The sequence below is a fragment of the Herbaspirillum sp. RV1423 genome, assembly GCF_000577615.1.
Classification (GTDB): domain Bacteria; phylum Pseudomonadota; class Gammaproteobacteria; order Burkholderiales; family Burkholderiaceae_D; genus Herbaspirillum.
The window spans coordinates 40,811-60,472 of sequence record NZ_CBXX010000002.1 but is presented as its reverse complement, the minus strand read 5'-3'; the positions used below and the strand labels follow the sequence as shown (position 1 = coordinate 60,472).

General features: G+C 61.3%; 16 protein-coding genes. 10 read left to right on the top strand and 6 right to left on the bottom strand.

Annotated elements, in window-relative coordinates:
• Positions 1–43 precede the first annotated feature (43 nt).
• Positions 44–1,831 carry a phospholipase D-like domain-containing protein gene (locus RV1423_RS02150; RefSeq protein WP_231502019.1) on the bottom strand — a complete coding sequence of 596 codons (1,788 nt, stop codon included), beginning with the start codon at positions 1,829–1,831 and terminating at the stop codon, positions 44–46.
• A 133-nt stretch (positions 1,832–1,964) separates the two neighbouring features.
• Positions 1,965–2,495 carry a hypothetical protein gene (locus RV1423_RS02145; protein WP_231502018.1) on the bottom strand — a complete coding sequence of 177 codons (531 nt, stop codon included), beginning with the start codon at positions 2,493–2,495 and terminating at the stop codon, positions 1,965–1,967.
• Positions 2,496–2,640: 145 nt separating this feature from the next.
• On the opposite strand from RV1423_RS02145, the gene RV1423_RS02140 reads away from it, so the two are divergent.
• From RV1423_RS02140 to RV1423_RS02115, 6 genes are all read left to right on the top strand, one after another.
• Positions 2,641–4,146 carry a YdiU family protein gene (locus RV1423_RS02140; protein WP_034292655.1) on the top strand — a complete coding sequence of 502 codons (1,506 nt, stop codon included), beginning with the start codon at positions 2,641–2,643 and terminating at the stop codon, positions 4,144–4,146.
• 85 nt (positions 4,147–4,231) lie between these two features.
• A complete protein-coding gene (gene msrB / locus RV1423_RS02135) occupies positions 4,232–4,630 on the top strand; it encodes a peptide-methionine (R)-S-oxide reductase MsrB (protein ID WP_034292653.1) in 399 nt (132 codons plus the stop codon).
• 34 nt (positions 4,631–4,664) lie between these two features.
• The gene (locus tag RV1423_RS02130; RefSeq protein ID WP_034292650.1) at positions 4,665–5,285 is read left to right on the top strand and encodes a septation protein A; all 621 of its coding nucleotides are present in this window, start codon (positions 4,665–4,667) and stop codon (positions 5,283–5,285) included.
• Positions 5,282–5,557, top strand: a complete 276-nt coding sequence (locus RV1423_RS02125; protein ID WP_034292647.1) for a BolA family transcriptional regulator — start codon at positions 5,282–5,284, stop codon at positions 5,555–5,557. The genes RV1423_RS02130 and RV1423_RS02125 overlap by 4 nt, the downstream gene beginning before the upstream one ends.
• 66 nt (positions 5,558–5,623) lie before the next feature.
• On the top strand, positions 5,624–6,400 hold the full coding sequence (locus RV1423_RS02120) for a peptidylprolyl isomerase (protein ID WP_034292645.1): 777 nt from the start codon (positions 5,624–5,626) through the stop codon (positions 6,398–6,400).
• Between the two features lie 423 nt (positions 6,401–6,823).
• Positions 6,824–7,942, top strand: a complete 1,119-nt coding sequence (locus RV1423_RS02115) for a porin (protein ID WP_034292643.1) — start codon at positions 6,824–6,826, stop codon at positions 7,940–7,942.
• A gap of 128 nt (positions 7,943–8,070) precedes the next feature.
• Here RV1423_RS02115 and purL read toward each other — a convergent pair whose 3' ends face one another.
• Positions 8,071–12,090, bottom strand: a complete 4,020-nt coding sequence (gene purL / locus RV1423_RS02110) for a phosphoribosylformylglycinamidine synthase (protein WP_034292640.1) — start codon at positions 12,088–12,090, stop codon at positions 8,071–8,073.
• A gap of 165 nt (positions 12,091–12,255) precedes the next feature.
• Positions 12,256–13,275, bottom strand: a complete 1,020-nt coding sequence (locus RV1423_RS02105) for a zinc-binding alcohol dehydrogenase family protein (RefSeq protein WP_034292638.1) — start codon at positions 13,273–13,275, stop codon at positions 12,256–12,258.
• Between the two features lie 122 nt (positions 13,276–13,397).
• Between RV1423_RS02105 and RV1423_RS02100 the strand changes: the two genes are divergently transcribed.
• Positions 13,398–14,321, top strand: coding sequence for a LysR family transcriptional regulator (locus tag RV1423_RS02100; protein WP_034292636.1), 924 nt, complete (start codon positions 13,398–13,400; stop codon positions 14,319–14,321).
• A gap of 69 nt (positions 14,322–14,390) precedes the next feature.
• Here RV1423_RS02100 and RV1423_RS02095 read toward each other — a convergent pair whose 3' ends face one another.
• Positions 14,391–14,702, bottom strand: a complete 312-nt coding sequence (locus RV1423_RS02095; RefSeq protein ID WP_034292633.1) for a BON domain-containing protein — start codon at positions 14,700–14,702, stop codon at positions 14,391–14,393.
• Positions 14,703–14,854: 152 nt separating this feature from the next.
• Between RV1423_RS02095 and RV1423_RS02090 the strand changes: the two genes are divergently transcribed.
• The 3 genes from RV1423_RS02090 (at position 14,855) to RV1423_RS02080 (ending at position 18,923) form a co-directional block, all read left to right on the top strand.
• Complete coding sequence (locus RV1423_RS02090) at positions 14,855–16,318, top strand: FAD-dependent oxidoreductase (protein WP_081768644.1); 1,464 nt, start codon at positions 14,855–14,857, stop codon at positions 16,316–16,318.
• 142 nt (positions 16,319–16,460) lie between these two features.
• Entirely contained in the window at positions 16,461–17,972 is a 1,512-nt protein-coding gene (locus RV1423_RS02085; RefSeq protein WP_034292631.1) for a bifunctional ADP-dependent NAD(P)H-hydrate dehydratase/NAD(P)H-hydrate epimerase, read from the top strand.
• Between the two features lie 15 nt (positions 17,973–17,987).
• Positions 17,988–18,923 (top strand): DMT family transporter, encoded by a 936-nt coding sequence (locus RV1423_RS02080; protein ID WP_034292629.1) that lies wholly within the window; start codon positions 17,988–17,990, stop codon positions 18,921–18,923.
• 4 nt (positions 18,924–18,927) lie between these two features.
• Here RV1423_RS02080 and RV1423_RS02075 read toward each other — a convergent pair whose 3' ends face one another.
• Positions 18,928–19,647: an ABC transporter ATP-binding protein gene (locus RV1423_RS02075; protein WP_034292627.1), complete on the bottom strand. Its 720-nt coding sequence runs from the start codon at positions 19,645–19,647 to the stop codon at positions 18,928–18,930.
• Positions 19,648–19,662 lie beyond the last annotated feature (15 nt).

Here is a 19,662-nt window from a genome sequence, read left to right as displayed (position 1 = left end):
GCCCGGCATCGCCTGCCGGGCGCAAGCTCTCCCGTGCCGGACATCAGTCCGGCACCGCCCCCAGCCAGAACTTCAACTGCGCCGAACGGATTTCGCCGTTGTCGTCGAAGTACTTGCTTTGCCATTCGTCCGGCGTCAGGCTCAGCATGGTGTCGGCGGCCTTTGCGCCTTTTTCCTGCACCATCCAGCGCCACGAGAAATGGTCGTAGATATCCAGCACATGGGTTACGTAAGCCTGCGCCAACGCCCGCTGGCCGGTGAAGATCGCGAGGTTGTCGTCATTGTCGTAAGACGCCTTGTAGCCGAGATTGTGGCTGCCGGTGACCACCGTGCAGTTTTCCGAGAACGGATCGATGACGACGATCTTGTCGTGCGTGACGGCAAAGCCGGCGGACAGGATTTCCTTTTGCCAGCCGGACGGAATCACCGAGGTCAGCGCCTTGGCCGAGATCACTCGCGGATCCTGCTTGCCCGGCGGATCGCCCTTCTTGCGCTTGGGCGGCTCGACGCCTTGCAACTCGTACAGGAAACCCGCCGCCGTCGATGGATTGGTCACACAGCCGCGCACGAACAGGGCCTTGTTGGCTTTCTGCGCTTGCGCCACCCAGTTCACGATGCTCGGCGTGCCCGGATAAAACGCCAGGAACAGTACCGCGTGCTGCGCGCCGGCGATCAATGCCGCCAGCGCTTCCATGTCGGGCGGACGCGGCTCATCGGCGCGCGAGCGTCCGCGCGGCTTGGCCGTATTGGGAGAAAACCAGCTTGCAACCGTCGCACCGCCATCCTGCTTGAACGACTTCGGTTTGGTATCCCAGGCCCGCAATTGCGCTCCCTGCAAGGATTTCGCCTTGCCGCCGGCGGCTTCGGTGTCCTTCGCCAATTGCTTCCAGTAATCGAGATAACGTCCGGCCAGCGCCGCATCGTCGGAGACGATGCTGTTGTTGGTCTGCGTGCATAAACCGGTCGACGTCCAGTTGGTCGAACCGAACAGCACCGCGCGCGGTTTGCCCTTGGCGTCGACGTAGACGAGGAATTTGTTGTGTGCGATATGGTTGTCCGGCGCCATGCGATCGATCAGCGTGCCGGCCGTCTTGCGCAGGCGTTGGCGCGAGGCCTGATTGCCGTCGGTGACGCCGCTGGCGCTCTGCTTGTCGCCGGCCTTGGGGTTGGAAAGGATCAGGTGCAATTTCTTGCCGGCGCCTTCCAGGGCGGAAATCAGCTCGTCGTCCCCGAGCTCATACAAGGCGGCGTACAGGGCGCCTCCTTGGCTGACGCGGCCGACGAAATCCAGCAGCGCATCCAGCATGTCGCCGGCCAGACTCTTGCGCACAGCGCTGCCGGCCTGCGCGACCATGGCCAGCAAACTGTCTTTGTCGGGACGACCGTCCATCGCGCGCGACACGCGCTGCGTCGAGATCAGCCCGCGATTGAAATAGGCGCGCAGATCCGGCGCGACTTGCGGCGTCAGCGTCACTGCGTTGGAAATGGCGAAACCGACACGCATCGGCCGCAGTTTTCCCGGCGCGCCTTCCAGCGGCACGATCTTGTAGCGGAACGTACGGTTGTCGACGCCATCCTTGCCGCCATCGGCGATCAGGCGGGCATAAGGATCTTTCCAGTAGAACTTCTGGACCGGGAATTGTTCTGTGGTCTGCGCCGGAAAACGCTTCATCTTCGGAAACACCGCCATCGACGGCAGCGGCGTTTCCTTGCCGGCGGCGTCGATGCGATACACCGCGAATCCCATGCAACCGGCCAGCTTGCGGCCGTAACTCCAGGCAATCACAACCACGTCGTTGTCGGCAAACGCCACCGCATTCTGCATCTGCATCTCCTCGGTCCGGCATGAAGGAATCACCGCAAGATGTGCCGCCATCCGCCGGCCGGGCGGCAAACCCGCCATGCCAACTTAGTCCTGCATTGTTACCGGGAGATGACGCCGAACGCCGGGTTACAGGCCAGGGTCAACGCGCCAGACGCTTCCAGATTTGCTCAAGTCCGTTCTTCAGATCGGCGCCTTCCCCTTGCAACACGCCCATGCCGGACTCTTTCCTGGTCGCGCCGCCGTCGAACAGGTCGACGCCCCACACCACGTCCGTTGCCGCCGCGGCGGGCAGTTTCTGCGGAAAACGCCAGACCGCATTGGCCAGCGCGACGATCGCCGCCACATCTTCCTCGCTCAAATCGACCGAACGGCTTTGCGCGATGGCGAGCTTGTGCGTGGATGGATTGATCTGCGTGATGAAGCGCGTCATCCTGCGACTGTCGATGTCGACCGCTTCCCAATAACCGAGCGGCGTGCTGAAACTGCCGTTGGAAAGCACCACGCCGCGCGACGGGATCATCTCGGCCGGCGCGGTGATCTTGCAGTCGGTGCAGACGCGTTCCTTCACCGGCGCATACGGCGGCGTGCCGGCCGCTGCGGCGCCAACGGCGATGCAAAGAAACGCTGTCAGGAGCAGCACGCAATGTCTGAGGCGATGGATGTTTTTCATGATTGAGCTTGTCGATGTTTTGCCGGATGGTCTCATATCTTGTCGGGAAACGCAGCTTGCTCAGGTGGAATCCCCGCATCTCTGTCAAAATGGCGTTTTGCAGTTGCCTTAGTTGCCTATCTTCCGCGCGACGCGCGTACAGCCCATGAATGCACCAGCCCCCTTCAGCGGTTCCGGCGACCATACCGATGCTGCCTCTTTGCCGTTTGCCAACGCCTTCGCGACATTGCCGCCGGCGTTCTTCACCCGTCTGCAACCGACGCCGTTGCCGCATCCGTATCTGGTGGGCGTCAGCGCCGATGCCGCGGCGCTGATCGGGCTCGATCCGGCGGTGGCGGACAGCGACGCGTTCATCGACATCTTTACCGGCAACGCCATTGCGCAACAATCGAAACCGCTGGCGGCAGTGTATTCCGGCCATCAATTCGGCGTCTGGGCCGGCCAGCTCGGCGACGGCCGTGCCATCCTGCTGGGCGACCTGCCTGCGCGCGACGGCAGCCGCTTGGAACTGCAACTCAAGGGCGCCGGACTGACGCCCTATTCGCGCATGGGCGACGGCCGCGCGGTGCTGCGCTCTTCGATCCGCGAATTCCTGTGTTCGGAGGCGATGGCGGCATTGGGCATTCCCACCACGCGCGCACTGTGCGTGACCGGCTCCGACGCGCAGGTCCGGCGCGAAACCGTGGAGACCGCGGCGGTGGCGACGCGCATGTCGCCCAGCTTCATCCGCTTCGGCTCGTTCGAGCACTGGTATTACAACAAGCGTCACGATGAATTGAAGCTGCTGGCCGACAATGTGATCGCCAATTTCTACCCGGAACTGCTCGGCGAAGACAACCCCTATCGCTCGCTGCTGGCCGAAGTCACCCGACGCACCGCGCACCTGATGGCGCAATGGCAGGCGGTCGGCTTCATGCACGGCGTGATGAACACCGACAACATGTCCATCCTCGGGCTGACGCTGGATTACGGTCCGTTCGGTTTCATGGAAGCCTTCGACGCCCGCCACATCTGCAACCACACCGACCAGCAAGGCCGCTATTCCTACCAGATGCAGCCGCGCATCGGCCAATGGAACTGCTTCGCGCTCGGCCAGGCGTTGCTGCCGCTGATCGGCAGCGTGGAAGACACCGAAGCGGCGCTGGCGTCTTACGACGCCGACTTCGCCGCGAAAAACGATGCCTTGCTGCACGCCAAGCTCGGCCTGACGACGCGCCAGCCGGACGACGACAAGCTGTTCGAGGCAATGTTCGCCATCCTGCAGGCCGGCCATGTCGACTTCACGCTGTTCTTCCGCCGCCTCGGCGATCTTCGGGTGGAAAGCAACGCCGGCGACGAGCCGTTGCGCGACCTGTTCATCGAACGTGCGGCGTTCGACGCCTGGGCGCAGCAGTATCGAGCCCGCCTGCGCCATGAAAATAGCGCGGATGCCGCCAGGAAACTTGCAATGGACGCGACCAACCCCAAATACGTGCTACGAAATTACCTGGCGCAAGTCGCCATCGACAAGGCGCAGCAAAAGGATTTCTCCGAAATCGCCAAGTTGCAGCACATCCTGCGCCGCCCTTTCGACGAACAACCGGAGCACGACAAATACGCCGACCTGCCGCCCGACTGGGCCGGCCATCTTGAAGTCAGTTGCTCTTCATAGGCGTAAGATTCCCGTTGTTCCTGTTCTGCGGAACGACCAGGCGTCATCCAGACACCATTTTTGACATCAACCACGGAGCGCTAGCATGACTGCAAAAGTCCAAAAAACCGACGCCGAATGGCGTGCCCAACTGGACCCGACGGAATATCAGGTAACCCGCCACGCCGCCACCGAGCGCGCTTTCACGGGGAAATTCTGGGATCATCATGAAGCCGGCATCTATACCTGCGTCTGCTGCAACACGCCATTGTTTGCCTCCGACGCCAAATTCGACTCCGGCTGCGGCTGGCCCAGCTATTTTACGGCGCTCAATCCCGATAACGTATGCGAGAAAGTCGACAAGAGTTATGGCATGATTCGTACCGAAATTATCTGCAACGTCTGCGACGCGCACCTGGGCCATGTCTTCCCCGACGGCCCGCCGCCGACCGGCTTGCGCTATTGCATCAATTCGGCATCGCTGCGATTTGATCCGACAACCTGATTGCCTGTGCAATCTCATTGAAAAGACTTAACAGATGAAGTTTTTGTTTGACCTCTTTCCCGTCATCCTCTTTTTCGGCGTTTTCAAATGGGGTGAAGGTCATGCCGACGCCGCGCAGGGCCTGGTGGCGCAATACTTGTCGGGCTTCATGTCCGGCAGCGCCGTCGCGGCCTCACAGGCGCCCATACTGCTGGCCACGGCGGTCGCCATCGTCGCTTCGGTGGCGCAGATCGGCTACCTGCTGGCGCGCCGCAAGAAGGTCGACGGCATGCTGTGGGTGTCGCTGGCCATCATTGTCGTATTTGGCGGCGCGACCATTTATTTCCGCGACGACACCTTCATCAAGTGGAAGCCGACCATCCTTTACTGGTGCTTCGGCGCGGCATTGGTGATCAGTCAATTGTTCATGAAGAAAAACCTGATCCGGGTGATGATGGAAAAGCAAGTTTCCTTGCCGGAACCGGTATGGGGCAGGCTCAACCTGGCATGGACCATTTTCTTTGTGCTGATGGGTCTGCTTAACCTGTATGTGGCGTTCAATTACGCCATCGACATCTGGGTCAACTTCAAACTGTTCGGCACCATGGGACTGATGTTCGCTTTCATCATCGCCCAGAGCCTGTTCCTGTCGAAATACATGAAAGACGCCGAATGAGCGTGCGTCCCGACGTCATCCGCGAACGCCTGCTTGCAACTTTCTCGCCCGACGAGTGTCAAGTCGAGGATGAGTCGGCCTTGCATGCCGGTCACGCGGGCGCGGCGTCGGGCGGCGGGCACTATCGGATTCGCCTGGTTTCCGCCGTTTTTGAGGGGAAAAACCGTTTAATTCGCCATCGGCTGGTGTATGATTGCCTGGCTGATATGATGCACAAGGATATACACGCACTGGCCATCATCGCCATCGCACCATCTGAAATAGCGAACTAACAAGACTATTCCTCCTCTACAATTCTCATTTCTCGACTTATTACCTCCATTTTTTAGGATTCAATAATGACATTCAAACCCGCTCGTTTGCTGGTGCTGCTGTTTGCAACCGCTGCTTTGCCAGTCATGGCGCAAAATCTGGCCGTCGTAAACGGCAAAGCTATTCCATCGTCGCGCGCCGACGTCATGGTCAAGCAAATGACGGCACAAGGCCAGCCGGACAGCCCGCAACTGCGCGGCGCCGTCAAGGAAGAACTGATCAATCGCGAAATCCTGATGCAGGAAGCCGACAAGCAAGGCCTGAGCAACAACGCCGACGTCAAGAACCAACTGGAACTGGCGCGCCAGTCCATCGTCATCCGCGCCCTGATCGGCGACTACCTGAAGAAGCATCCGGTTGCCGATGCAGATATCCAGGCTGAATACGACAAGTTCAAGGCCCAGGCCGGCGACAAGGAATACCATGCCCGCCATATCCTGGTCGACAAGGAAGAAGACGCCAAAGCCATCATCGCCAAGCTGAAGGCCGGCACCAAGTTTGAAGACTTGGCCAAGCAATCCAAGGACACCGGCTCGGCTGCCAATGGCGGCGACCTGGACTGGGCGACGCCTGCTTCGTTCGTGAAACCGTTCTCCGACGCCATGGTCGCCCTGAAAAAAGGCGAAATCACCGAAACGCCGGTCAAGACCCAGTTCGGCTACCACGTGATCAAGCTGGAAGACACGCGTCCGGCCAAGGTCCCTACCCTGGAAGAAGTAAAGCCGCAAATCGCCGAAGCCCTGCAACAGAAGAAACTGCAGGCTTATCAGGAAGAACTGCGCAAGAAAGCCAAGGTCCAGTAATCCGGATCGCTGCGGGAACCGCATTTGCGGTCCCCGCAGGTTGAAAAAACGCCTACTACCGGGAACGGTTTAGGCGTTTTTTTAATTTTGACGGCTTATTTTTTTATTTGTGCAAAAATCAGTTGTTCATGCGTAAAAATACCAAAAAAATTCACTTCCCTGCGCGAAACACGCATACCAGTCAATAAGTCTGACGAAAATAATTTACGCATTTACCGAAAAACGACAAAGAGCACAGTCGTCCGTTAATTCATTTCTCACTCGAAATCTCTCCTGATATCCTTGCGCCTTGTTCCTATCGGAGCGACGCCGCGCACCAACATTCAAGAGCAAGCGCGGCGACGAAGCAGGAGACCCGGCGTTACACGATACCGTTCGTGCCTCCAGCGATCCATAACAAATAGCAAGTTTCAGGAGAGACACATGAAAAAAACTTACTTGGCCCTGGCTATCGCAGGTCTGACCGGCACCAGTGCTTTTGCTCAGTCCAACGTCACCGTCTACGGCATCGTCGACACCAGCATCCACTACCTCAGCAACGCCAATGCCCAAGGCAACAGCAACGTCCGCGTGGATAACGGCGCCATTGCCAACAGCCGTATCGGCTTCAAGGGCACTGAAGATCTGGGCGGCGGCCTGAAAGCCATGTTCCAACTGGAAAACGGTTTCAGCAGCGACAACGGTGCAATGCTGCAAGGCGGCTCACTGTTCGGCCGCCAATCCTGGGTTGGCCTGCAAGGCAGTTTGGGCAAGATTCGTATGGGTCGGCAGAACACCCCGCTGTTCGATCTGCTGGCCGATCACTTCGACCCGCTGACCGTCGGCAACTATGCAAGCAACTCCTGGCTGCCGGCCGCCGGCACTCTGATTCGCACTCCCAACATGCTGCGCTATGACAATGACTTCGGCCCGGTGTCGGCGTCGATTAGTTGGGCTTTTGGCGAGCAGGCCGGTTCGCTGCGCACGGGCAGCCAGTTCAGCAGCGCCCTGCGCTATACCGCCGGCGCCTTCGCGATCGGCGGCGGCTTCCAGCAAACTGTGAGCGCCGCCAACTCCAGCTACAAGGACACCGTCTGGAACCTGTCGGCTTCCTATGACTTCGGTCCTGCCAAGGTGTTCGGCGGCTGGTTCAACATCAAGGACAGGACTGGCTTGACCGGCGCTTACATGGCTGCCGATAGCGATGTCAGCAATGGCTGGACCACCGCGTCGACCGTCGCAGCGACTCCCGGCAACCAACGCAAGGACAATGGCTTCTTCCTGGGCAGCAGCTACAAGGCCACCAGTGCCCTGACCCTGACCGGCGCGTTCTACTATGACAAGAGCAAGAATGTGTCTTACACCACACTGGGCAATGTCGGCGACGGCAAGCGTTATGCCGTGGTTGGCTGGGCCGACTATGCGCTCTCCAAGCGTACCCAACTGTACACCACGATCGACTACAACAAGGCCAGGGATGCGGCTGTGTACGAGCTGACCAACTCGGCATCGGGCAAGAACAACGTGACCACCGTCGGCGTCGGTATCCGTCACATTTTCTGATCCGGCCTGAATCGCGCCGCCGGCCTCAACAGCTTGCGGCTCAGGTCAGACAGCGCCGGAAAACAAAAAGCGCAGCTCCTTCCGGAACTGCGCTTTTTTATTGCCTTCGACTTTCGCAGTCAGGCCTATCAGCCCACCCACTTGCGCGCATTACGGAACATGCGCATCCACGGCGAATCCTCGCCCCAGGCATCCGGATGCCACGATTGCGTCACGCTGCGGAACACACGCTCGGCGTGCGGCATCAGCACGTTGAAACGACCGTCCGGCGTGGTCACCGAGGTGATTCCTTGCGGCGAACCGTTCGGGTTGTAGGGATAGGTTTCGGTCACCGCGCCCTTGTTGTCGACAAAACGCATCGCTACCTGCACCTTGCTGATATCGCCGGTCAGCGAAAAATCGGCAAAGCCCTCGCCATGCGCAATGGCGATCGGCGTCTGCGTGCCCGCCATGCCTTGCAGGAAGATCGACGGCGATTCCTGCACTTCCACCATCGAGAAGCGCGCTTCGAATTGCTCCGACTTGTTGCGCGTGAATTTCGGCCAGGCTTCGGCGCCCGGGATGATGGACTTGAGGTTGCTCATCATCTGGCAGCCGTTACAGATGCCCAACGAAAACGTGTCCTGGCGCTGGAAGAACCGCGAGAATTGTTCTGCCAGTTGGGCGTTGAACAGAATCGTCTTGGCCCAGCCTTCACCGGCGCCGAGCACGTCGCCGTAAGAGAAGCCGCCCACTGCGATCAGGCCCTTGAAATCATCCAGTTTGGCGCGGCCGGCGATCAGGTCGCTCATGTGAACGTCGACCGACTCGAAGCCGGACTTGTGCATGACATACGCAGTTTCCACGTGCGAATTGACGCCCTGCTCGCGCAGGATGGCAACGCGAGGACGCGCTCCGATGCTGATGAACGGCGCCGCGACGTCTTCATCCGGATCGAAGCTCAGCTTCGGCGTGATGCCGGGATCGGCGGCATCGAGCAGACGTTCGTATTCGGCGTCGGCACAGGCCGGATTGTCGCGCAGGCGCGCGATGCGCCAACTGGTTTCGCTCCACAGGCGATGCAACGCGCTGCGCGGCTGGCTGTAAATGTTCTTGGCGTCGCGCATGAACTCGATCACGTCGCGGTCGTTCGGCTTGCCGATGATGTGGCTGCAGGCGCCCAGGTTGTACGAACGCAGCACGTTCATGACTTCCGACTTCTGATCGGCGCGCACCTGGATCACCGCACCCAACTCTTCATTGAACAGCGCGCGCAGCGTCATTTCATTGCGGCGCTCGCCGACTTGCGACGCCCAGTTCTTGGAATCGCCCCAATCGGAAGCATGCTCGCCTTCCATGGTCAGGATATCGAGGTTGATCGACAGGCCGCTGCGACCGGCGAAAGCCATTTCGGCCAGCGTCGCGAACAGGCCGCCATCGGAACGATCATGGTAAGCGAGCAGTCGGCCTTCCTTGTTCAATTGCTGGATCGCGGCGAAGAAGCCCTTCAGGTCGTCGGCGCTGTCGACGTCCGGCGTCTCGTTGCCGATCTGCTGCATGACCTGCGTCAGCGCCGAGGCGCCCATGCGGTTCTTGCCGCGGCCGAGGTCGATGACGATCAGCACGGTATCGCCCAGGTCCTTGCGGATTTGCGGCGTCAGCGTGCGGCGCACGTCCTGCACCGGCGCGAACGACGAGACGATCAGCGATACCGGCGAAGTCACCGCCTTGGCGCCATCGTCATCCTTCCAGGTTGTACGCATCGACAGCGAATCCTTGCCGACCGGGATGGAGACGCCCAATGCCGGGCACAATTCCATGCCGATGGCCTTGACGGTGTCGAACAGCGCGGCATCCTGGCCCGGCTGGCCGCAGGCCGCCATCCAGTTGGCCGACAGCTTGATGTCGGAAATCTTGTCGATCGCGGCGGCGGCAATGTTGGTGATCGCTTCGCCCACAGCCATGCGGCCCGAGGCAGCGGCGTCGATCACAGCCAGCGGCGTGCGCTCGCCCATCGCCATCGCTTCGCCCAGATAGCCTTCCAGGCTCATGGCGGTGACGGCGCAGTCGGCCACCGGCACCTGCCACGGGCCGACCATCTGGTCGCGTACGGTCATGGCGCCGACACTGCGGTCGCCGATGGTGATCAGGAAGGATTTGTCGGCCACAGTCGGCAAACGCAGCACGCGGTGCGACACCTCGACCAGATCCATGCCGGTCAGGTCGACCGGCGGCAACTCGACGGCGACGTGTTTGACGTCACGGTGCATCTTGGGCGGCTTGCCAAGCAGCACGTCCATCGGCATGTCGACCGGATTGTTGCTGTGCTCGGAATCGACTAGTTTCAGTTGACGTTCTTCCGTCGCGGTGCCGACCACGGCGAACAGGCAGCGCTCGCGCTCGCACAGGTAGCGGAACAGCGGCAACTGGTCCGGTGCGATGGCCAGCACGTAACGTTCCTGCGATTCGTTGCTCCAGATTTCCTTGGGCGCCAGGCCGCTCTCTTCCAGCGGAATCTTGCGCAGGTCGAAAATCGCGCCGCGCTTGGCGTCGTTGGTGATTTCCGGGAAAGCATTCGACAAGCCGCCGGCGCCAACGTCATGGATCGACAGGATGGGATTGTCATCGCCCATGGTCCAGCAGGCATTGATGACTTCCTGCGCGCGCCGCTCCATTTCCGGATTGCCGCGCTGCACCGAGTCGAAGTCCAGATCGGCGGTATTGGCGCCGGTGGCCATCGACGACGCCGCGCTGCCGCCCATGCCGATGCGCATGCCCGGGCCGCCCAACTGGATCAGCAGGCTGCCGACCGGCAGGTCGTTCTTCCTGGTGTGCTTGGCGCTGATGTTGCCGATGCCGCCGGCGATCATGATAGGCTTGTGGTAGCCCTGCACGTTGCCGCCGACATTTTGTTCGTAGGTGCGGAAATAGCCGCCTAGGTTGGGACGGCCGAATTCATTGTTGAACGCGGCGCCGCCGAGCGGACCGTCGATCATGATTTGCAGCGGCGACGCGATGCGGTCGGGCTTGCCATAGATGCCGGCCTGCGCCAGGGCATCGCGCTGCGTCGGCGCCTGCGCGACATCGCGGGCGTTTTCCCACGGCTGCACGGCGTGCGTGACCATCAGGTTGGATACGGTGAAACCGGTCAACCCCGCCTTCGGCTTGGCGCCGCGGCCGGTCGCGCCTTCGTCGCGGATCTCGCCGCCAGCACCTGTCGACGCGCCCGGGAAAGGTGAAATCGCGGTCGGATGGTTATGCGTCTCGACCTTCATCAGGATGTGGGTCAACTCCTCGGACGCCTCATAGACGTTGCCTTTGGCCGCGCCGCGCTGGTAAAAGCGCGAAATGTTGGCGCCTTCGATCACCGAGGAGTTGTCGCTGTAGGCGACCACTGTGCCTTGCGGATGCAATTCATGCGTGTTGCGGATCATGCCGAACAGCGACTTGCCTTGCTTCTCGCCGTCGATGGTCCAGTCGGCATTGAAAATCTTGTGGCGGCAGTGTTCGCTGTTGGCCTGCGCGAACATCATCAGTTCGACGTCGGTCGGGTTGCGTCGGGCGCGCGTGAAGGCGTCGAGCAGGTAGTCGATTTCATCTTCCGACAGCGCCAGGCCGAGTTCGGCATTGGCGTTTTCCAGCGCGGCCTTGCCGCCGGCCAGTAGATCGATGAATTCCAGCGGCCGCGCTTGCAACTCGCTGAACAGGCCGGCCGCTTCCTGCGGCGTGCGCAGGACCATTTCGGTCATGCGGTCGTACAGCAGCGCAGCGACTGCGCCCAGGCTGGCGTCGCTCAGTTTCTTGGCGCCGCCGAGCAGGCCGGTTTTGACTTGCACGTGATAAGCCACGCCGCGCTCGATGCGATGAATGTGCGCCATGCCGCAGTTACGGGCGATGTCGGTGGCCTTGCTGGCCCAAGGCGAAATGGTGCCAAAACGCGGAATCACCACGAATTCATCGCCCTCTGCCGCGCCGCTGAACGGCTCACCGTAGGTCAGCAAACCGTCGAGGCGCGCCTGGTCTTCCTGCGACACGTCGCCGACGGCGTCGATGAAGTGGATATAGCGTCCGGTCACGCCGGTGATCGCGGCGTCGACGGACTGCAGTTGGGACAAGAGACGTTGGGTGCGGAAGGCGGAAAGGGCATTGGAGCCCGGCAGAATCAGCATGGCAGAAAGTCAGGATTTGGCGGTGGAATCGAGCCGTATTGTGATCCGTCGCGCAGCGGGTGCGCCGGAAATACGAAAACCCGGATTATACCTTGCCCGCCCTGTTCCAGCCCATGAAAACCGCCATTCCGGCCGTAAAGCGGTCCGGAATGGCGGCATGCGGCGTTAAAAGTCTTTCAACACGATCTTGCCGATCACGCGACCGCCTTCCAGGTCGGCATGGGCCTGACGCAGATTGGCGGCGTTGATCGGCGACAACACCTTGTTGAGCGTGGTCTTGATGACGCCCTGGTCGATCAGGTGGGCGATGTCATCGAGCAGCTTGCCCTGCTCCGCCATGTCGGGCGTCTGGAACATCGAACGCGTGAACATGAATTCCCAGACGAACCCGGCGCTCTTGGCTTTCAGCAGGGAAACATCGAGCGGACCGCTGTTCTCGACGATCGTGGCGATCGTGCCTTGCGGCGCAATGACCTGGGCCGCGGCCGGGAAATGCTTGTCGGTGTCGTTGAGGATCAGGACATGATCGACATTCTCGAAACCGATTGCCTTCAATTGCGCCGGAATGTCGCCGAAATGGTTGATCACCTGTTGCGCGCCCAGTTCGCGCACCCATTTTTCCGATTCCGGACGCGACGCGGTGGCGATGACGTTCAGGCCGACGACCTTGGTTGCCAACTGGATCGCGATTGAGCCCACGCCGCCGGCGCCGCCGATGATCAGGATGCTGGCGGGCTTGCCCACAGGGCTTTTGCGCGGCACGCGCAGGCGCTCGAACAAGGCTTCCCAGGCGGTAATGGCAGTCAGCGGCAAAGCGGCGGCCTCTTCCACCGACAACGAGGCCGGCGCATGGCCGACGATGCGCTCGTCGACCAGTTGGAATTCGCTGTTGCTGCCGGGGCGTGTGATGTCGCCGGCGTAGAACACCTTGTCGCCGGGCTTGAAACCGGTCACCTCCGGCCCTACCGCTTCCACCACGCCGGCGGCGTCCCAGCCGAGCACGCGCGGCGCGTCTTCGATCTTGTCCTTGGGCGCGCGCACCTTGGTGTCGACCGGGTTGACGGCAATCGCCTTGACGGCCACCAGCAGGTCGCGGCCCTGCGGCACCGGACGCGGCAATTCGACGTCGATCAGGGACTCGGGATTGTCGATGGGCAGGTAACGCTTCAGGGCAACTGCTTTCATGGTCTTTCTCCTTTATCAAGCACCCGGGAATGTCCGGGAGATGAGGCATTATCACCGCATCGCAAAAACAGATAAATGGACTTAAAATTGAATGACTTACAAATAAAATTTGAAAATAAGCCATGTATGCCATCACCGACCTGCAATTGCTGATCCACACGGCCGACACCGGCAGCCTGTCGCAGGCGGCACGCATTCTCGGCATCCTCCCGGCTACCGCCAGCGCCAGCCTGAAGCGCGTGGAGCAGCGCCTCAACACGCGCCTGTTTGCACGTTCGACTCGCAGCATGCGGCTCACGCCGGAAGGAGAGATTTTCCTGGAGTACTGCCGCGACGCGCTGGCCTTGCTGCAGGAAGGCGAAACCCTGCTCAGCAGCGGCAAGGACGCGATCCAGGGACACATACGGCTATCCATGCCGTCCGACATCGGACGCAACGTGCTGTTCCCCTGGCTCAACGAGTTTCAGGCGCGGCATCCCGACGTCAAATTCACGATGCAGTTTTCGGATCGCGTGGCCGATCTGTTCCGCGATGCGGTCGACGTCGCCATCCGTTCCGGCAAGCTCGGCGATTCGTCGCTGGTGTCGCAGCAATTGACCAACGGCAGGCGCGTGTTGGTGGCCTCGCCGGACTATCTCGGGCGGCACGGCGTGCCGCAGACGCCGGACGACCTGCTACGCCATAACTGCCTGCTGTTCTATCTCAAGCAGGGCTTGTTCAACCAGTGGCGCTTCCAGCATGGCAAGCAACATATCGACATCAAGGTACAAGGCGATCGCATGACCGACGATGCGGCCATCGCGCGCGAATGGGCCGTGGCCGGTGTCGGCATTGCCTACAAATCGTGGATAGACGTGCGCAGCGACGTGCGCGCGGGACGGCTGACGACCTTGCTGGACGATTATTGCCAGGAAGAGATTCCGCTCAATGCGGTCTACCCGCATCGCAACAGCGCCTCGCCGACGGTGCGGGCCTTGCTGGCCTTCCTGCGCGAGCGCTTCGATGCGCTGGCCGCCGGGTATGAAGCGCCGGCCGTCGCAAAATGAAACCGGCCCGGATCGCGTTGCCGCCGATCCGGGCCGATACCGATGAAACCTGCCGGTTTCTATTTCCTCCTACTTCACGATCAGGCTGTTCTTCACGCCTTTGACGCCCTCCACCTTGCGCGTGACTTCGGCGGCTTTGAGGGAAGCTGCGCTGGAATTCACGAAGCCGCTCAACTGCACGATGCCCTTGAAGGTTTCAACGCCGATTTGCAGCGTCTTCAAGGTCGGCTCTTCGAAGATCGCCGCTTTCACCTTGGTGGTGATCACGGAGTCGTCGATAAATTGTCCCGTGCTGGTCTGCTGGGGAGTCGAACCACAACCGGCCAGGGCCAGCACGAACAGGGCAAAGAAAAATGCGGAAAAACGTTTGGTCATTGTCATGGTGTTCACCTTTTAAAAATTGAAGCAAAACGCTCGTTCCGGCGCACCGGCAAACCGCGTTGACGCGGCTGGCGCCAATCTAACCAGCCAACGGCCGAAATAACAAGCCCCCATCAGAGAAAAAACTTCCGCCCGAGTTCCTGCCGTTCTTCATGACAGCGCAACAATCCAAAAATGACGAAACGCCTGTCTTCAATTTCCAATCCGGGGACGAATTCATCAGTGTGCTCGGCATCCGCGTCGATTTGGTATCATTCAGGCCGCATTACGAGGCGAATTACTGGGGTGAAGCATCGGCCTCGCTTGAATTAGTGACGATAATAGTGACGCATAACAAAACACTGAAGCAGATTGCCATTGTCGGCGGCGGCCTGTCGGGGGTAACCACCGCCTATTTCCTGGCGCGCGCCGGTTTCGAGGTTGCCGTGCTGGAACGCCGGGCCAATGTCGCCGAAGAAGCCACATTCGGCAATTCCGGCCTGCTGGCCCCTTGCGCGGTACAACCGCTGGTCTTGCCTGGCATTATCAAGACCGCGTTTTCCAACCTGTTCAAGAATGATCCCCCCATCCTGGTGAAGTCGGGCTTCAATCCGTCGCGCTGGCGCTGGGTGCGCAAGTCGCGCCGCGAACAACGGGATTATTTTTCCCTGCACAAGCAGCGCCTGACGCGGCTGTCGGCCTATGGCCAGATGCTGGCCTTGCATCTGCAGGAGCAATACGCGCTGGAGCAGGAAAACAGCCAGGGCCTGCTCCACCTGTTCCGCCAGCAAGCCGATGCGGATCGTTGCGCCGGTATTGAAGACAGCCTGCAGCAATTCGAACTGCCGCGCCGCAATCTCAAAGGCCTGGAGGCCATCCAGCAGGTCGAACCGGCTTTCCAGTCGGCTGTGCCGATTGCCGGCGCCATGTACTACCCGCAAGACGCTGCCGGCAATTGCGTGCTGTTCGTCAAGCAACTGCGCGCAATCGCCCAGTCGATCGGCGTCCAGTTCCATTTCTCCCAATCGGTCAGGTCAATCCGTCCCGAGTTCGGCGGCCGGGTGTCCATTGATGTGCGCGGCGTCGATGATGCTTCCGGCGACTCGACGCTGACGGTCGACGGCGTCGTGCTGGCGGCGGGCATACAGAACATGCATTTGCTCAGGCCGCTGGGCGTGTCGCTGCCGCTATGCCCGCTGCAAAGCTACAACGCCATGGCGGCAATCAAGAACCTCGACGAAACGCCTCGCACCGCCTTGTTCGACGAAACCTACAAGGTTGCCATCGCCCGCGTCGGCAACCGTATCCGCGTATCCGGCCTGCTCGGTTTCCTGCCCCGGACCGACCTGCCGCACACCAAGGCCATCGCCAGCTTGCTGAAGGTGGCCAACGACTATTATCCCAACGCGGCCAACTTCAACACCGCCAATTTCTGGAGCAGCACGTTCGCGTTGCAGCCGAACGGCATGCCGCTGGTCGGCGGCACCGCGCACGGCAACATCTTCATCAATACCGGGCATGGCGTCCACGGCTGGTCTGCCGCCGTCGGTTCGGCCAAACTGCTGGCCGACGCCATGGCGGGTCGCGAGACCGAAATCGACAGCGACGGTTTGTTGCTGTCGCCCTCTGCCGCATAATGAAACATCGGAGCGGCGTCGCTGGAGGTCCGCTCTTTTCATATCTGCGGATTTTTTTCAATTGACATAGAATGGTGCCGCCAGCACCATTCTTTCGTTCCCTCTGCATCGCCATTTTTGACCTTACCGGGCCGCATTATCTATGAGTGCGCTTTATTCGATTGCTGAAATTCGCCAGATCGAACATGCCGCCCAGGCAGAGCTGCCCCCCTACACCCTGATGCAACGCGCCGGCGAAGCTTGCGCCCGGCATGCGCTGAGCCTGGTGGCGGGTGAAGACGAAGCCCATATCTTGATCCTGGCCGGCCCCGGCAACAATGGCGGCGATGCGCTGGAAGCCGCACATTACCTGTCGCAATTCGACCTGCATGTCGCAGTCGCCCTGCATGCCGATGAACACAAACAACCCGACGACGCCCGCAAAGCACTGCAACGCGCGCGCGCCTCGGAAGTCGACTTCCTCGACATCGCCGACCCCGGCCATCTGGCATCGCACCGCTGGTCGCTGGTAGTGGACGGCCTGTTCGGCATCGGCCAGACCCGTCCGCTCGTCGGCAAACTGCACGCCTGCGTCGAATACGTCAACACGCTGGCCTGTCCGGTGCTGGCCATCGACATCGCCAGCGGACTCAACGCCGATACCGGCAGCATCGTAGGCGGCGCCGGCTGCGTTGCGGTGCGCGCCACGCATACGCTGAGTTTCATCGGCGACAAACCCGGCATGCATACCTGCGATGGTCAGGATTTCAGCGGCAGCATCGCCATCGACAATCTGGATATCCCCGAAAAACACTTGCCGGCGCCGCATGCGCGGCTCAATGAGCCGCCCTTATTCAGCTCAGCCCTGAAGCCGCGCGCAGGCAATACGCACAAAGGCAGCTACGGCGACGTCATCGTCGTCGGCGGCGCCCACGGCATGGGCGGCGCGCCGGTGCTGGCCGCGCGCATGGCCGCGCATGCCGGCAGCGGCCGCGTCTTCATCGCCTTCGTCGACGATGCCCCTGCCTATGACAGCGTGCATCCGGAACTGATGATGCGCCAGGCCGACCGGGTCGAATTCGGCGCCGCCTCGGTGGTGGTCGGTCCCGGCCTGGGCACCTCGCGCCACGCCCACGACGTGCTGTCGCGGGCACTGGATGCGCATGGCCGCATCGTGGTCGATGCCGACGCGCTGAACATGATCGCAGCCGAACCCGGCTTGCAGCACAGGCTGCAAAACCGCGCCCACCACACCAGCATCATCACGCCGCATCCTCTCGAAGCGGCGCGCCTGCTCGACACCACCACCGTCGAAATCCAGCATGACCGCCCACAAGCCGCGCGCCTGCTGGCGCGGCATTTCAAGAGCATCGCCATCCTCAAAGGCGCCGGCACCGTGATCGCCTTCCCCGATGGAGACATCGTCATCAACACCACCGGCAACCCGGCGCTGTCCACCGCCGGCACCGGCGACGTCCTGTCCGGCCTGTGCGGCGCTTTGCTGACGCAAGGCTGGCCGGCCACGCAGGCGGCGCTGGCGGCGGTCTGGCTGCACGGCAAGGCGGCCGATCAACTGGTCGACCTCGGCGTCGGACCGGTCGGGCTGACCGCCAGCGAAGTGATTCCCGCCGTGCGCGCCCTCTTGAATCAAATCATCAGAGACCATGCCCGCTGATCATGTCCACTAACCATGTCCACTAACATAGCCGCCCATCCCAAACTCTGGCTGGGCATCTTCTTCCTGATTTCGGGCTTGTGGACATTATCCTTGCTGGACACGGCGGGAAAATTGCTGGGCATGACCGGCTACCATGTGGTGATGATCGCCTGGATGCGCTACAGCATCAACACCGTCTTCATGGCGGCCACGTTGATGCCGCTGTACAAGCGGCGCAACGGCAGGAGCATCCTGCATTCGACGCGGCCGCGCCTGCAGGCGGCGCGTGCGCTGATGCTGCTGCTGTCGACGCTGCTGTTTTTTTCGGTGCTCAAGATCGTGCCGCTGGCCGAAGGCACGGCGATGAATTTCTGCGCGCCGTTGATCGTGCTGGCGGTGTCGCCCTGGCTGCTGGGAGAAACCACCTATGTTTCACGCTGGATTGCGGTGGCAGTGGGATTTACCGGCATGCTGATCGTGATCCGCCCCGGCGGCGACATTCCGGCACACGGCGTGGCGCTGGGGCTGCTGTCGGCGGCGGTGTATGCGTTCGTCTCCATTCTCAACCGCAAAGCCAACCAGGCCGATGACCCCATGGTGACCTTGTTCTATGGCGGCCTGGTGGGAATGATCGTGAGCAGCCTGCTGGTGCCCTTCTTCTGGTCGCCGCACACGCCGGATGCCGTCGAGTGGATGATTCTGGCGTCCACCGGCATCACCAGCACCATCGGCCACTTCCTGCTCAACAGCGCCTACCGGCATACCGAGGCGTCAGTGCTGACGCCGTTCTCCTACAGCCAGATCATTTCGGCGACGCTCATGGGCTGGCTGGTGTTCGAGCAATTTCCCGATGCGATCACGATCCTCGGCATTGCCATCATTTGCGCCAGCGGCATGGGGATCGCCTTTGTCGAACACCGGCGCGCGCATCCGCTGCCGGTGCAAGCGAAAACGCATCCCGCAAATTGATTGCCTAGACCAACCGTCCCGCAGCGATCGTGACGGTTTCGGCACAGCGCGCGGCAATCGACGGGTCGTGCGTAACCAGCACCAGCGTCGAGCCGCGCTCCTTGTTCAGTTCGAACATCAACTGGATCACCGCTTCGCCGGTGGCGGCGTCGAGGCTGCCGGTCGGCTCGTCGGCCAGCAGCAAAGGCGGTTCCGTGACAAAGGCGCGCGCCAGCGCCACGCGCTGCTGTTCGCCGCCGGACAGGTATTTCGGATAATGCTTGAGGCGACTGGACAATCCGACGCGCGCCAGCATGCGCTCCGCCTTGCCGCGGGCATCGGCGTCGCCGCGAAGTTCCAGCGGCAGCATGACGTTTTCCACAGCGTTCAGATGGCCCAGCAACTGGAAGGACTGGAACACGAAGCCGAGCTTGTGCTTGCGCAACGCCGCACGGCCGTCCTCGTCGAGGGCGAAGATATCGACGCCGTCGATCCTGACGGTGCCCTCCGACGGCGTGTCCAGACCCGCCAGCAAGCCCAGCAAGGTCGACTTGCCGGAACCGGAAGCGCCGACAATCGCCAGCGTGGTTCCGGCCCGCACGTTAAAATTGACGTCGCGCAAAATCGCCAGCTCGCCGGCCTTGCTCACTGCAGTGGCCGCAGCGGCGGCATCGGCGACGCGTTTGGACAAATGGACCACTTCGATGGCTGCAACGGCGGCAGAAGAAACAGAGGAATCAGGCATGCAATCAAATGGCCA

Coding starts and splice junctions, on each gene's coding strand:
- RV1423_RS02150 (WP_231502019.1), bottom strand. CDS start 1,831: ATGCAGATGCAGAATGCGGTGGCGTTTGCCGACAACGACGTGGTTGTG.
- RV1423_RS02145 (WP_231502018.1), bottom strand. CDS start 2,495: ATGAAAAACATCCATCGCCTCAGACATTGCGTGCTGCTCCTGACAGCG.
- RV1423_RS02140 (WP_034292655.1), top strand. CDS start 2,641: ATGAATGCACCAGCCCCCTTCAGCGGTTCCGGCGACCATACCGATGCT.
- msrB (WP_034292653.1), top strand. CDS start 4,232: ATGACTGCAAAAGTCCAAAAAACCGACGCCGAATGGCGTGCCCAACTG.
- RV1423_RS02130 (WP_034292650.1), top strand. CDS start 4,665: ATGAAGTTTTTGTTTGACCTCTTTCCCGTCATCCTCTTTTTCGGCGTT.
- RV1423_RS02125 (WP_034292647.1), top strand. CDS start 5,282: ATGAGCGTGCGTCCCGACGTCATCCGCGAACGCCTGCTTGCAACTTTC.
- RV1423_RS02120 (WP_034292645.1), top strand. CDS start 5,624: ATGACATTCAAACCCGCTCGTTTGCTGGTGCTGCTGTTTGCAACCGCT.
- RV1423_RS02115 (WP_034292643.1), top strand. CDS start 6,824: ATGAAAAAAACTTACTTGGCCCTGGCTATCGCAGGTCTGACCGGCACC.
- purL (WP_034292640.1), bottom strand. CDS start 12,090: ATGCTGATTCTGCCGGGCTCCAATGCCCTTTCCGCCTTCCGCACCCAA.
- RV1423_RS02105 (WP_034292638.1), bottom strand. CDS start 13,275: ATGAAAGCAGTTGCCCTGAAGCGTTACCTGCCCATCGACAATCCCGAG.
- RV1423_RS02100 (WP_034292636.1), top strand. CDS start 13,398: ATGTATGCCATCACCGACCTGCAATTGCTGATCCACACGGCCGACACC.
- RV1423_RS02095 (WP_034292633.1), bottom strand. CDS start 14,702: ATGACAATGACCAAACGTTTTTCCGCATTTTTCTTTGCCCTGTTCGTG.
- RV1423_RS02090 (WP_081768644.1), top strand. CDS start 14,855: ATGACAGCGCAACAATCCAAAAATGACGAAACGCCTGTCTTCAATTTC.
- RV1423_RS02085 (WP_034292631.1), top strand. CDS start 16,461: ATGAGTGCGCTTTATTCGATTGCTGAAATTCGCCAGATCGAACATGCC.
- RV1423_RS02080 (WP_034292629.1), top strand. CDS start 17,988: ATGTCCACTAACATAGCCGCCCATCCCAAACTCTGGCTGGGCATCTTC.
- RV1423_RS02075 (WP_034292627.1), bottom strand. CDS start 19,647: ATGCCTGATTCCTCTGTTTCTTCTGCCGCCGTTGCAGCCATCGAAGTG.